The 13,574-nt window shown below is 72.6% G+C and carries 11 protein-coding genes; 5 read left to right on the forward strand and 6 right to left on the reverse strand.

Annotated elements, in window-relative coordinates; genetic code table 11:
• The first annotated feature begins 133 nt into the window (after positions 1–133).
• Positions 134–967 (forward strand): (2Fe-2S)-binding protein, encoded by an 834-nt coding sequence (locus ACIQAC_RS15420; protein WP_402191027.1) that lies wholly within the window; start codon positions 134–136, stop codon positions 965–967.
• 306 nt (positions 968–1,273) lie between these two features.
• Positions 1,274–2,320, forward strand: coding sequence for a DUF2637 domain-containing protein (locus tag ACIQAC_RS15425; protein WP_402191029.1), 1,047 nt, complete (start codon positions 1,274–1,276; stop codon positions 2,318–2,320).
• Positions 2,321–2,525: 205 nt separating this feature from the next.
• On the opposite strand, the gene ACIQAC_RS15430 is transcribed toward ACIQAC_RS15425, so the two are convergent.
• Positions 2,526–2,897, reverse strand: coding sequence for an ATP-binding protein (locus tag ACIQAC_RS15430; protein WP_402191032.1), 372 nt, complete (start codon positions 2,895–2,897; stop codon positions 2,526–2,528).
• Positions 2,898–3,536: 639 nt separating this feature from the next.
• Positions 3,537–4,157, reverse strand: coding sequence for a hypothetical protein (locus ACIQAC_RS15435; RefSeq protein WP_402191034.1), 621 nt, complete (start codon positions 4,155–4,157; stop codon positions 3,537–3,539).
• Between the two features lie 258 nt (positions 4,158–4,415).
• Here ACIQAC_RS15435 and ACIQAC_RS15440 point away from each other — a divergent pair, with 258 nt between their 5' ends.
• A complete protein-coding gene (locus ACIQAC_RS15440) occupies positions 4,416–6,191 on the forward strand; it encodes a helix-turn-helix domain-containing protein (protein ID WP_402191036.1) in 1,776 nt (591 codons plus the stop codon).
• Between the two features lie 16 nt (positions 6,192–6,207).
• Here ACIQAC_RS15440 and ACIQAC_RS15445 read toward each other — a convergent pair whose 3' ends face one another.
• Positions 6,208–7,950: a pyruvate dehydrogenase gene (locus ACIQAC_RS15445; protein WP_402191038.1), complete on the reverse strand. Its 1,743-nt coding sequence runs from the start codon at positions 7,948–7,950 to the stop codon at positions 6,208–6,210.
• A gap of 64 nt (positions 7,951–8,014) precedes the next feature.
• Entirely contained in the window at positions 8,015–9,529 is a 1,515-nt protein-coding gene (locus tag ACIQAC_RS15450) for a protein phosphatase 2C domain-containing protein (RefSeq protein WP_402191040.1), read from the reverse strand.
• Positions 9,530–9,930: 401 nt separating this feature from the next.
• On the opposite strand from ACIQAC_RS15450, the gene ACIQAC_RS15455 reads away from it, so the two are divergent.
• Positions 9,931–10,908, forward strand: a complete 978-nt coding sequence (locus ACIQAC_RS15455) for a helix-turn-helix transcriptional regulator (RefSeq protein WP_402191042.1) — start codon at positions 9,931–9,933, stop codon at positions 10,906–10,908.
• A 169-nt stretch (positions 10,909–11,077) separates the two neighbouring features.
• Positions 11,078–11,560 carry a DUF456 domain-containing protein gene (locus tag ACIQAC_RS15460; protein ID WP_402191044.1) on the forward strand — a complete coding sequence of 161 codons (483 nt, stop codon included), beginning with the start codon at positions 11,078–11,080 and terminating at the stop codon, positions 11,558–11,560.
• Positions 11,561–11,575: 15 nt separating this feature from the next.
• Here the strand turns inward: ACIQAC_RS15460 and ACIQAC_RS15465 are convergent, their stop codons facing one another.
• Complete coding sequence (locus ACIQAC_RS15465; RefSeq protein WP_402191046.1) at positions 11,576–12,082, reverse strand: methylated-DNA--[protein]-cysteine S-methyltransferase; 507 nt, start codon at positions 12,080–12,082, stop codon at positions 11,576–11,578.
• On the reverse strand, positions 12,079–13,476 hold the full coding sequence (locus ACIQAC_RS15470) for a bifunctional transcriptional activator/DNA repair enzyme AdaA (protein ID WP_402191751.1): 1,398 nt from the start codon (positions 13,474–13,476) through the stop codon (positions 12,079–12,081). The genes ACIQAC_RS15465 and ACIQAC_RS15470 overlap by 4 nt, the downstream gene beginning before the upstream one ends.
• Positions 13,477–13,574: the final 98 nt, after the last annotated feature.

A 13,574-nucleotide genomic window follows, 5' to 3' on the forward strand; every position in this document is an offset into this window, starting at 1 on the left:
CACTTGGGGTCATTACGGCGGGTTGTGACCTCGTCCGTCAAGCACCTTAGGGGCAGAAGGGGGGAGTTCAAATTTCGAACAGATTGGGTAAGGTAAGGCTTACCTCTAACCGCTCGCGAATCGGTGGTCCGGCATGCCCCTCCCCCCGTCGGCCGTCGCGGACTCCTACGCCCGCCTCGCCGAGGTCTACCCGTGGCTCACGATCAACGAGCTGACCTGCGAGGAGGCCGACCCCGAGGGGGGCGCCTGGGTGTCCGCCGCCGCGCTCGCGGAGGGCGGGCCCGCCCTGGAGACCTTCCTGGCGTGGGACGACGCACAGATCCGGCGCGACTACGAACAGCCGGGCCGCCCCGACGTCGTCGCCAGCTTCGGCCTGCACCGATACGCCTGGACCGCCTGTCTGCTGATCACCGTGCCGTGGTTCCTGCACCGCAGGGTGCCGCGCTTCCCCGTGACGCATGTCTCGTTCGAACGCGAGGAGGGCCGCATGGCGGTGCGCACCTCCTCCTTCGCCTGTCTGCCCGACGATCCGGCCGCCGCACTGCCGGGCGCCCGCGTGGTCGCCGACGAGGAGGCGCTGCGGGCGGAGGTGCGCGACGCGGTCGCCGAGCACCTGGAGCCGGTGTTCGGCTCGTTCGGGCCGCGGATGCGGCGCCGCGGGCGGGCCCTGTGGGGCATGGCGACGGACGAGATCGTGGAGGGGCTCTGGTACATCGCGGAGCTGCTCGACGAGAAGGACCGGGCCACGCGCGAGCTGGAGCTGCTGCTGCCGGGCACGACCAAGCCGTACGCCGGCTCCGCCGCCTTCCGTGTGCTGACCGGTCCCGCCGGTGAACCGCTGCCGACCCGCGACCGGGTGAGCTGCTGCATGTTCTACACGCTGCGCCCCGAGGAGACGTGCGCCACCTGCCCGCGCACCTGCGACTCGGAACGGGTCGTCAAACTGCTGGAGGCCGCGGCCGGTTGAGCCGCCCCCGGCGCCGGACATGCGCCGGGTCCCGCTAAGATCACCCGCGGTCCGCGCCGGCCACGGGTTTCCGGGCGTTTCACACCTTCCTCACCCACCGCAGGAAGTTCCCGTGGAACCACCCGTACGGGTAGTCTTATTCGAACTCAACTCCCGCCCCTCAAGCGGCAGTTCGAGCAGAACGCCGCCCTGGGCATCCCCCCTGCACCCTGTTGGCGGCCTCTTGCCCCGAAACCCCCTGAGGGCCGCTGGGATTGGGTCACTATGGCGGGCGTTACGCCCTATCCCAATGCAAGGGACCCCCTGATGAGATTGACCGACATATCGCTGAACTGGCTCCTTCCGGGCGCCGTGCTGCTCCTGGGCATGCTGGCGGCGGTGGCGGTGCTGGCGCGCGGCAAGCGCACCACGGGGAAGGACGCGAGCGCCGACGACTCGTGGGAGCGTGCCGAGGAGCGCCGCAGGCGCAAGGAGGCCATGTACGGCACGGTCTCCTACCTCTTGTTGTTCTGCTGTGCCGCGGTGGCCGCCGCGCTCTCCTTCCACGGTCTGGTCGGCTTCGGTGAGCAGAACCTCGGTCTCACCGGCGGCTGGCAGTACCTGGTTCCGTTCGGTCTGGACGGAGCGGCCATGTTCTGCTCCGTGCTCGCGGTGCGGGAGGCCAGCCACGGCGACGCGGCGCTCGGCTCCCGGATACTCGTGTGGACCTTCGCGTTCGCCGCTGCCTGGTTCAACTGGGTGCACGCGCCCCGCGGCGCGGCCCACGCCGGTGCCCCGCACTTCTTCGCGGGCATGTCCCTGTCCGCGGCCGTGCTCTTCGACCGCGCGCTGAAGCAGACCCGCCGCGCCGCGCTCCGCGAACAGGGCCTGGTGCCGCGTCCGCTGCCGCAGATCCGTATCGTCCGCTGGATGCGGGCGCCGCGCGAGACCTACAAGGCGTGGTCCCTGATGCTCCTGGAGGGCGTCCGCAGCCTCGACGAGGCCGTCGAGGAGGTCCGCGAGGACCAGAAGAGCAAGGAGCAGGAGCGGCTGCGCCGCCGTGAGGCGGGCCGTCTGGAGCGGGCCCAGCTGAAGGCGATCAGCCGGGGCCACCGCGGCTTCGCCGGCCGTGGCGGGGGCCGTCAGGCGGAGCTGCCGACCGTGGAGCAGGGCTCCGAGCGTGTGTCCGCGGAGCCTGCCATATCGGCCCCGGAGCAACTGCCCGTACGCCAGCGGCCCTCACTCCAGCCCGTCCGCACCACCACGGCTGAACCGGTCGCCGTCGATCTCACCGCGGAGGACGACACCATGGCCCTGCCCCGTCTGGACTCCCTGGAGCGCAAGCTCAAGGACCTGGAGCAGCAGTTCGGCTGACCCGGCACGGCGGACGAACCATCGGAACGGGACGAGGCACGACCACACACGGGTCGAGCCCGTCCCGTCCGTCGTAGGCCCCTCAGAAAACCCACAGCGCCGACCAGGGGCGCGGGGAACTGCGCGACCAGCCACAACGGCGCCGCAGCCGAAACACCACCACCCGTCGCCCCCCGGCACCGAACACCGCTCAATCGGCGGAGCCCTACGCCGCGTGCGCGCCGAGTTCGAACCAGACCGCCTTGCCCACCCCGTGCGGCCGTACGCCCCACGCGTCCGCGAGGGACTCCACCAGGACCAGGCCCCGGCCGTTCGTCCCGTGCGGGCTCGGTGTGCCGGGCCGTGGCCGCTGCGCCACGAAGTCCCGCACCTCCACGCGCAGTCCGCGCGGACCCACCTCCGCCGTCAGTACGGCGTCCCGGTCGGTGTGCACCAGCGCGTTGGTGACCAGCTCGCTCGTGAGCAGTTCCGCTATCTGCGACTGCTCCGGCCGCTCCCAGCTCTCCAGCATCTCGCGCAGCGCCCTGCGTGCCTCGGGCACCGCCCGCAGATCCGCCCGTCCCAGTCTGCGCTTCAATCTCGGCCCGTCCTGCCCGTCGCCCTCCGCCGTCCCTTCCCCGGCCGCATGCGCCGAGCCGGACCCGACGACCGTGGGACCGCCCCCGCGTACTTGCCTCTTCATGACCCCCGCCCGCGTGCCGATGTCGGTTCCCCTCCTGCTCGAACACGTTCACGGGGATCCATGCCCAATGGGCAACGGGCCAGTCATGCCGGATCGGCGACCGCCGGTTGTTCGGCCACCCGATCAACGCCGGAGGAGTCTCCGGATGCCCTTCCGACAACCGGAGTTGGTCTTCCGGACCACAAGAGTTCGGCCCGTCGGCCGATTTGGGACCGTGCATCCGCCCGTGCGCGGCGGCGACAGGGGACGAGCCGTTTCGGACACCGGGATTCCGGCTCTGGCCCGGGGCGCCGTCGCGTGCACGTGAATGTGGCTTGAAACACCCGGGTTCCTTCTCGGCCAACCCGTTGTGTTTCGGCCCGGGAGCCCCCGCATGTCCATCCGCCCACCCGCCGGCACACAGAAAAAAGCGGGGTCGCCCCCCCGACCCCCGTCCGGTAGGGCGACCCCGTCCTCGCGCGCGGCCGGCACAGAGCGGCCGCGCGTCTCGGTGGAGCGCTGTGAAGTTGTCGAACCGGTCGAAACCGGCGCCCGTCAGTAGAGCTTGTTGACCGCCGTCGTGGTGGTCTTCTTGAACGCGGCGACCGGCGCGTCACCGAAGTCGCCCATCTGCGCCCACTCCACAACGGTGACCGTCTTGTCGTCCCGGCCCACCGACAGCAGCCGGACGTCCGTGGCGCCCCACGTCGCCTCGGTGTGCAGCCCGTGGACGCGGGCGCCCTCCTCGACCGGCAGCGACCCGTAGCCCTTGTACGTGGCCTCGATCTCGGGGTCCGTCTCGATGCGCTCGGCGCAGGCCTGGATCTCCTTGTTCATCCGGTCGGCCAGCGCCTTGGCCTTGGCGGCGGTACCGGTGACGATGGTCAGCTGCCGGGCGTTGGTGTCCAGGTCCGTACGGAAGTCGCGGTAGCGGGAGTCGTAGCCCGGGAACACGTCGTCCAGGCAGAGCCGCAGCTCGTCCGGGACACCGTCGGTGACCTTCCCCGCGATCCAGTCGGACGAGGCGTGCGGCGGCAGCTCGGCGGCCGACAGGAACTTGGGCGCGGCCGGTGCGGCCTGGGCGGCCGGGCCGGTGAGTACCGCGGCGACGGTGAGGCCTGCGACGGCGATCGCCGTGAACGCCGTGAACTCGCGGGCCTTGGTGCGGTTGAACATGACTCTCCCCGTGGATGTGTCTCGTGAGTAGTGGTGCCGCCCGTGGCCGGATGGTCAGTCCGGCCGCTGCACCGGTCGGGGTGCTGGGCGACACCAAGAGCATCAGCGGTCACAGCGGGGCCGCGCAACAATCCCTGGCCGATCCGCCGTGGTGGAACCATCCCAGCCCTTCTGACGTGCAGGTATATAAGGTGCCTGGGATGCCGTCCCAGGCCGGTTAGGCTTCGCACAACAGCGTTTACGAACCCGGGGGACGGTGTGTCGACACCGCACGACGACGTCGAGCGTTTCGCGGCGCAGCTGCGCCGGCTCAAGGACCGGACGGACCGGAGCTACGGTCAGCTCGCCCGTCGGCTCAACATGAACACCTCGACGCTGCACCGCTACTGCGCCGGCGACGCGGTCCCGGTCGACTTCGCACCCGTCGAACGGTTCGCCGCGCTGTGCGGCGCGACCGCGACGGAACGCCACGAACTCCACGGCATCTGGCTGCTCGCGGTAGCAGCCCGCCAACGCCCTCGCAGCCAGGATCCGACACCGGGCGCGACCACGGGATCGGGCGTGGGTACGGGCGCGGCGACAAGCTCGGGCTCGGAGGCGGGCTCGGGCTCGGGCTCGGGCTCGGGCTCGGAGGCGGGCTCGGGCTCGGAGGCGGGCTCGGCCACGAGCGCGGGCACGAGCACGGGCACGGGCACGAGCGAGGACGCGGGATCGGGCACGGGTACAGGATCGGGATCGGTGCCGGGGACGAAGGCGGGCGCGGTGCCGGACGCCGTGGCAGTTGGCCCGGCGGACTCCGGCGCATCGCAGGGCAAGTCGGGCGGCGTCGAGGCGGCGGGGCCGGCCGGCCCGGTGGTGGCGGCAGGGGCGGCAGGGGCGGCGGAGACGGATGCCGGCTCCCACAGTTCCGACAGCCCCGGGCACCCCGGAATCCCCGAGAGCCCCGGGCAGCCCGGAATCCTCGGGAACCCCGAGCACCCCGGGGACCTCCGAGACCCCGGCAGTGACGACCCGGACGACTCCGATGTCACCGCATCCGGTGCGGTCATGTCGCCCACCCTCCCCCTCCCCTGGTACCGCCGCAGGCGGCTCGCCATCGCCACCGCCGCCGCGGCGGCGCTCGTCGTGACGCTGGGCAGCCTGGTGGCGACCTCGTCCGACCGGCCCCCGGCCGACGACGTGGCCGAGGCGCCGGCCCCCTCCTCGCGGACTACGGCGCCGCGGGACACCGACCGCTCCCCCTCGCCCTCGCCGAGCGCGTCCGGGACCTCCCGGCCTCCGTCGGCCAAGGACGCCCCGTCCAGGAAGTCCCCGCCGGCCGGCGGTGGCGGCGGCGCGCCCTCGTCCGGCACCGGCGAGTCGGACGGATCCGGCGGTTCCGGCGGCAGCCAGGGGCACGCGCCCGCCGGGATCCCGCTGACCTGGACCGTGAACTCCCAGGTGTGGAACCAGGGCTGCGGCCACGACTACGTCGTCGACAAGCCGCCCACGCAGGTTCCGCCCCCACCCCTCGCGCAGGACGCCGCGAAGTGGGCGGGGTCGCTGAACGCGCTGCACGGGCGGGACACCAACGTGCAGATCTCGTTGCAGGGCAAGAACTCCACCGCCGTTGTGCTGGAGGCGCTGCGCGTGCGGATCGTGAAGCGCGCGACGCCGGCCAAGGGGAACTCGTACGCCATGGACCAGGGTTGTGGTGGTGCGCTCACGCCGCGCTACTTCTCGGTGAACCTGGACGCGGACCGGCCGATCGCGCGCGCGGAGGCGGGCAACGACGCCGGGGACGTGATCCCCGCCGTCAAGCTGCCGTACCGCGTCTCCGCCGAGGACCCCGAGGTGCTGCTGGTCACGGCGGAGACCCAGAACTGCGATTGCAGCTGGTACCTCGAACTCGACTGGTCCTCCCAGGGCCGTACCGGCACCATCACCATCGACGACGCGGGCAGCCCGTTCCGTACGACCGGCATCAAGGGGCTGCCGCGCTGGTGGTACAGCTGGGAGGGGGGCCGGCGCGAGTGGGTCCCCTACAACGAGTAGCCGGCCGGCGCGACGCTCACGGCCGCGGCACGTTGCGCAGGTTGGAACGGGCCATCTGGAGCATGCGGCCGACGCCGCCGTCCAGCACGATCTTCGACGCGGACAGGGCGAACCCGGTCACCATCTCCGCGCTGATCTTCGGTGGGATCGAGAGGGCGTTGGGGTCGGTGACGATGTCGACGAGCGCCGGGCCCTTGTGCCGGAAGGCGTCCTTGAGCGCTCCGGCGAGCTGCTTGGGCTTGTCCACGCGCACACCGTAGGCACCGCAGGCGCGGGCGACGGCGGCGAAGTCCGGGTTCTTGTTCGTGGTGCCGTACGAGGGCAGTCCGGCGACCAGCATCTCCAACTCGACCATGCCGAGCGAGGAGTTGTTGAACAGCACGACCTTCACCGGCAGGTCGTACTGGACGAGGGTCAGGAAGTCGCCCATCAGCATGGAGAAGCCGCCGTCGCCGGACATCGACACGACCTGGCGCTCCCGGTCGGTGAACTGGGCGCCGATCGCCATCGGCAGCGCGTTCGCCATGGAGCCGTGGGAGAAGGAACCGATGATCCGGCGGCGCCCGTTGGGCGAGATGTAACGGGCCGCCCAGACGTTGCACATCCCGGTGTCGACGGTGAAGACGGCGTTCTCGTCGGCGAGTTCGTCGAGTACGGACGCCACGTACTCGGGGTGGATCGGGACGTGCTTCTCGACCTTGCGGGTGTACGCCTTCACCACCCCCTCCAGCGCGTCCGCGTGCTTCTTGAGCATCCTGTCGAGGAAGCGGCGGTTCTCCCGGGGCTTCACCCGCGGGGTCAGACAGCGCAGGGTCTCCTTCACGTCGCCCCACACGGCGAGGTCCAGCTTCGAACGCCGGCCGAGGCGTTCGGGCCGGATGTCGACCTGGACGATCTTCACGTCGTCGGGCAGGAACGCGTTGTACGGGAAGTCCGTGCCGAGCAGGATCAGCAGATCGCACTCGTGGGTGGCCTCGTAGGCGGCGCCGTAGCCGAGCAGTCCGCTCATACCGACGTCGAACCTGTTGTCGTACTGGATCCACTCCTTGCCGCGCAGGGCGTGGCCGATCGGGGACTTGATCTTCTCGGCGAACTCCATCACCTCGGTGTGCGCGCCCGCGGTGCCGCTGCCGCAGAACAGGGTGATCTTCTCGGCGCCGTCGATCAGTTCGACCAGCTTGTCGATCTCGGCGTCGCCCGGCCGGACCGTCGGCCGGGACGTGACCAGGGCGGTCTCGGCGGCCTTGTCGGGGGCGGGCTGGTCGGCGATGTCGCCCGGCAGCGTGACAACACTGACGCCGCTCTGGCCGACGGCGTGCTGGATGGCGGTCTGGAGCAGCCGGGGCATCTGCTTCGGGTTGGAGATCATCTCGCTGTAGTGGCTGCACTCGCGGAACAGCTGGTCGGGATGGGTCTCCTGGAAGTAGCCGAGGCCGATCTCGCTGGACGGGATGTGCGAGGCGAGGGCGAGGACCGGGGCCATGGAGCGGTGGGCGTCGTACAGGCCGTTGATGAGGTGCAGGTTGCCGGGGCCGCAGGAGCCCGCACAGGCCGTCAGGTCCCCGGTGATCTGGGCCTCGGCACCGGCCGCGAACGCGGCGGTCTCCTCGTGGCGTACGTGCACCCAGTCGATGGCGGAGCTGCGGCGGACGGCGTCGACAACGGGGTTGAGGGAGTCGCCGACCACGCCGTACATCCGCTTGACGCCGGCACGGGCGAGGATGTCGACGAACTGCTCGGCGACGTTCTGCTTGGCCATGGCTCGTGTGCCCCTTCGGTCTCCGAAAGATCTTTCGGGTTCCATGAATTCACACGGAGCGCGGTTACGCCTCCCAAACGGCCGCCGCCGTACGGTCGTCGGCGTATCCCTTGACCCGGACCTGGGTGTCGGCGAGGAACGCGGCGAGTCCGGGCGGTTCGGCACCGGACCACCGGCCGCTCAGCCGGGCGCCGAGCTCGGGCTCGCCGCGCAGGGGTTCCGCGAGTCCGCCGGTGCACATGAGCAGGGTGTCGCCCGCGCGGGCCACGGAGGCACGGAACCGGAAGGGTTCACGGGGCGGCTCGGGCAGCGTCTCGTAAGGGCTCGGGGGTGTGGGGATGCCCAGGTCCATGGTGAGCCGGTCGCCCTCGGGGGTTTCGGAGGGCGGCGATCCGAAGCCCACCACGGGCTCCCCGGCGACCTCCGTGACCTGCGGCTCGATGTCCTGCCAGACCCCGTCCCTGAGCCGGAACAGCCCGCCCGCGCCGACGCCGAAGAAGACCCGGGTACGGCACTCGGGGTCGGCGGTCAGCAGCAGACAGCGCAGCGTGGCCGCGTACTCCTCGGGCTTCAGTCCCTGGTCGACGGCCCCGGCGCGCAGCTTCCCCAGGGAGCGGTCGGTCAGCCGGTGCAGTCCCGACTTCAGATCGCCGCGCCGGCCTGCCCTGATGTCGGCGGCGAGCCGGGTGTGGCTGCGGCCCACCGCCCGCGCAATCCACTGGCAGGCCTCGGTCGCTGCCCGGTGCGCGCCCGGCGCGGCCCGCACCCCGCTGGCCATCGCGACCAGCACCAGCGCGTCCTCCCCCGCGCCGAAGCGCGCGGTGAGCAGCGCGTCCCGGCGCGGCTCGCCCCGGTAGCGGGCCGAGTCCCCGCGTACGGAGGCCGCACGCAGGGTGCTGGTGCCGTACCGGGCGCCGTCGAGCACGGTGTCCGCTACGAGGTCGCCGAGATCGTCGGGGTCGGCGGCGGGCAGCGCGGTGGGCTCGGGGTCGTAGGTGGGCGGTCCCGAGCCCACGTGGGCGACGGAGACGTCGGGGGCGAAGGAGGCGGGGATCCGCGGCGGATGGGCGGGAAGGGAGGGCTCGGTCGGGGTGGGGGGCGGGATCGACGCCGGGATCGCGGCCGGGGGTGCGGTCGGGGCGGGAGGAGTGGGAGAGGTGGGAGGCGCGAGGGGGACGGCGGGGGTGGCGGTGGCCGTGGTGGTGGGGGCACCGGGTGGCTGGACGGGCGGCGGCTGGGGCGGGGGTGGCGGCGTGGGTTCCGGGGTGGGCGGTGGAGCGGGCGGCGGGGGTGGTGGGAAGGTCGACGGGCCCTTGGTGGTGGGGAGTGGTGGCTCCCAGGGTGCGCGCTGGCGGACCAGGCCGGCCCGGCGCGGGGCGTCGTCCCCGGCGGGGCGGCGGTCGTCCGGTGTGCCGCCGTGGCCGTCCGGCCCGGTCGCGACCGTTCCCGACGCCGAGGCGAAGCGGTCGTCCAGGGAGTCGGCGGCGGCCGTCGGGCCGGTGTCCTCGGTGGAGTCGTCGTACAGCTGTCCCCACCACTCGTCCTCGTGACCGGTGGGACTTCCCCCCTGCTGGCTCATGCCCTTAATTGTCCACCGCTCGGGCGTGCGGAAAACGGGGCATGCGAAAAATCCGGCGGACGTCGACATGTCGAACGGCGTGTCGGGTGAGACGTCGAACTGGCGTCGCGGCCAACGGAGTCGAGGTCGCGAGGGTGGCGAAGGAGGTCGCCGGGCGGTTCCACCCCCCACGGGAGAACCGCCCGACGACACCTGAGTGACCCGGGCCCGGAACCCTGACCGCGCAGTGGCGCGTTTCCGGGGCCGGGTCACCGTCCGGGAGCGGTGACCGACGTCGCCGTGGCCTCACCTTGGCAGAGTCACCTGTGAAGCGGCGATGATGTTCCGAGGCGGGTTTGCGCCGTGGCCGTTTCCCGCCACGCGCGCGGCGCGCGTCGATCTGTGTGGAGGGGCAACGCCTGATGCTGACGGCGGTGGGGCTGGACGAGACGCACGAGTCGGCGTACCGGGCGCTGGTGGCGGTCGGCGCGGCCGACGTGCCCGACCTCGCGCGGCGGCTGGCGCGGGGCGAGCGGGACACCGAGCGGGCGTTGCGCCTCCTTGAGGCGCACGGCCTCGCGGCGCAGTCCTCGTCCCGGTCCGGCCGCTGGGTCGCCGCCCCGCCCGGTGTCGCGCTCGGCGCGCTGCTCACCCAGCGGCGCCACGAGCTGGAGCAGGCCGAGCTGGCGGCGGCGCTGCTGTCCGAGGAGTACCGGGCGGCGGCCGCCGAGCCGGCCGTGCACGACCTGGTCGAGGTGGTGATCGGCGCGGCGGCCGTCGCCCAGCGGTTTCTCCAGCTCCAGCTCGGCGCGACGACCGAGGTATGCGCGCTGGTGACCGGGAATCCGGTCGCCGTGACCGGGATGGAGAACGACGCCGAGGAGCAGGCGGCCGGGCGCGGGGTGCGCTACCGGGTGGTGGTCGAGCGGGCGGTCCTGGACCTGCCCGACGGGATCACCGAGCTGACGGCCGCGCTGGGGCGGGACGAGCAGGTGCGGGTGGTCGACAAGGTGCCGACGAAGCTGGTGGTGGCGGACGGGTCGCTGGCGCTGGTGCCGCTCGTGTCGCACACGGCGGAGCCGGCGGCGCTGGTGGTGCACGCGAGTGGGCTGCTGGAGCTGTTGTCGGGGTTGTTCGAGTCGGTGTGGCGTGAGGCGCTGCCGCTGCGGCTCGGGGTGGCGGGGGTGAGTGAGGCGGGGGCCGAGGGGCCCGACTCCACGGATCTGGAGATTCTTTCGCTGCTGCTTGCGGGGCTTACCGATGCGAGTGTGGCCAAGCAGTTGGAGCTGGGGTTGCGGACGGTGCAGCGGCGGGTGAAGCGGTTGATGGAGCTGACGGGGGTTTCTACGCGGTTGCAGTTGGGGTGGCAGGTGTACGAGAGGGGGTGGGTTGCTCGGTAGCGGGTGGCTGCGGGTGCGTTGTGGCTGGTCGCGCAGTTCCCGGCGCCCCTTCTCGGCACGGTCGTGCCGTCCCCTTCTCGGCACGGTCGTGCCGTCCTCGGGGTGCCTCCCCGTATGACCGAACCCCTCCTGATCTGCGGGGGCGGGATCTCTCCGGCACCCTGGGCAGATGGGAGTGTGGGATCTCCTGCTGGTCGGGGTGGTGCTGCTGCTTGGGCTGTGCGGGGTGCTGATGCCCGGCGTGCCGGGGTCGTGGCTGGTGTGGGCCGCGGTCATGTGGTGGGCGCTGAAGGACACCGAACCGGTCGCCTGGGGTGTGCTGGTGGGGGCCACGGTGGTGCTGTTCCTGGCCCAGGTGGTGCGCTGGACCCTGCCGCCGAGGCGGCTGGAGGAGTCCGGTGCGACGCCCCGCATGGCGGTGTACGCCGGGGTGGGCGCGTTCCTGGGCTTCTTCCTGGTGCCCGTGCTGGGGGCGATCCCCGGCTTCATGGGCGGCATCTACCTCTCCGAACGCCTTCGCCTCGGCCGGCACGGCGAGGCGAAGGCGGCGCTGCGTACGGCGATGCGCGCGGGCGGCTCCAGTGTGCTGACGGAGCTGTTCACCTGCCTGCTGATCGCCGGGGCGTGGCTGGGCGCGGTGATCTGGGGCTAGGGCCTGTCCGGCGGATCATGCCCTGGCCGGGCCCGGGAGGGAGCCCTCCAGTTCCAGGAGGCGCAGTTTGCGGTCCAGGCCGCCCGCGTAGCCGGTGAGGGTGCCGTCGGCGCCGATCACCCGGTGGCAGGGGCGCAGGACGAGCAGCGGGTTGGCGCCCAGGGCTCCACCGACCGCCCGGATGGCGGCGCGCGGGGCCCCGATCCGGGTGGCGATCTCGCCGTACGTGGTGGTCGCCCCGTAGGGCACGGTGTCGAGCACCGACCACACCTGCTCGCGGAACGGGGTGCCGGGGGCCCGCAGCCGCAGCCGGAACTCCTTCAGCTCCCCCGCGAAGTACGCGGCGAGCTGTTCCTCGGCGTCGCGGAAGAGGTCCGGGTCGGACCGCCAGCCGTCGAGCACGGCGACGCCACGCTTCTGGTCGGGCACGGACAGGGACCGCAGGGTGCCGTCCGGGTCGGCGGTCAGCAGCAGCTCGCCGAGCGGGCTGTCGATACGGGTGTAGTGGACCGGGGTGGTCATGACTGCTCCAACTCCCCTGCGATACGCAGGTGTTGTACGGCATATGAGCGCCAGGGGCGCCAGCTGTCGGGGACGTCCACGCCGGGCGGCGCCACGTCCGGGTCGCCGAGGGCGCGGGTGCGGATCACGGCGACGGTGGTGGCGCCGAGGCCGGGCAGCGCGAGCAGCGCCGCCTGGGCGTCGTCCCGCTCGGCGCCGGGGTCGAGGCGGATGTCGCCGTCGGCGAGGGCGGCGGTGAGCGCGCCCAGGGTGGAGCCGGGTTCGGCGCCGGCGAGGACGGCCGGTTCGGGGAAGAGGTGGGTGAGGGTGCCCTGGGGCGCGTCGAGCGCCTTGCCGTACCGCCGGACCAGTTCCGCCGCGCCCGACGGTCCCACCAGGGCCCGTACCGCCAGTTCGGCGGGGTCGGCGGCGCCGGGTGAGCGCAGTCCTGGCCGGGCGGTGACCAGCGGGGCGAGCCGGGGGTCGGCGCCGAGCCGTTCGTCGACGGCGTACGGGTCGGCGTCCAGGTCGAACAGCCTTCGCAGCCGTTGGACGGCCGTGGTGAGGTCGCGCTGGTCGGTGAGGTGCAGCTGCGCCTCCAGCCAGCCGCCCGGGTTGGTGGCCGAGCCGGAGCTGCCGGTCCGCTCCCCCACGGCGACGATGCCGACGCCGTACGGGAGGCGCAGGGTGCGGCGGTAGGTGCGGGTGCCCGGAGTGCCGCTGACCGTCTCGACGCCGGGCACGGCCTCGTGTTCGAGCAGGTCGAAGACGGAGGCGGCGTGGTAGGGGCCCCGGTGGGCGAGCCGGAGCGGGATCCCGGCGGTGGGGGCGCCGGTCCGGCGGGACGCGCGGCCGGTCTCGGGGGCGGTGGCGCGCAGTGCGCTCGGGGTGAGCGCGTACACCTCGCGGATCGTGTCGTTGAACTGCCGGACGCTGGCGAAGCCGGACGCGAACGCGATCTCCGTGACCGGCAGCCCGGTCGTCTGGAGCAGTACGCGCGCGGTGTGCGCCCGCTGGGCGCGGGCCAGGGCGACCGGGCCGGCGCCCAGCTCGGCGGTGAGCTGGCGCTGCACCTGCCGGGCGCTGTAGCCGAGCCGGCCGGCCAGTCCGGCGACGCCCTCGCGGTCGACGACGCCGTCCCGGATCAGCCGGACGGCCCGTCCGACCACGTCGGCGCGGACGTCCCAGTCGGCCGACCCGGGCACCGCGTCCGGCCGGCACCGCCGGCAGGCCCGGAACCCCGAGCCCTGCGCGGCGGCGGCGGTCGGGAAGAACCGCACGTTGCGCCGCTTCGGCGTGACGGCCGGGCAGCTGGGCCGGCAGTAGATCCCGGTGGTCTCGACGGCGAAGAAGAACACCCCGTCGAACCGGGCATCCCGACTCCGCACGGCCTCGTACCTGCTGTCTTCGTCCATCATGCGTACCAGTCTCCGCGACGGACACGCCCCGAGCTAGCGGAAATCGGACGTCACGATGGCCGACTCGGCCCGTCCGGCGTTCGATGACGAGGCCG

This window comes from Streptomyces sp. NPDC088387, from assembly GCF_044753385.1.
In the GTDB taxonomy this organism is placed as follows: Bacteria; Actinomycetota; Actinomycetes; order Streptomycetales; family Streptomycetaceae; genus Streptomyces.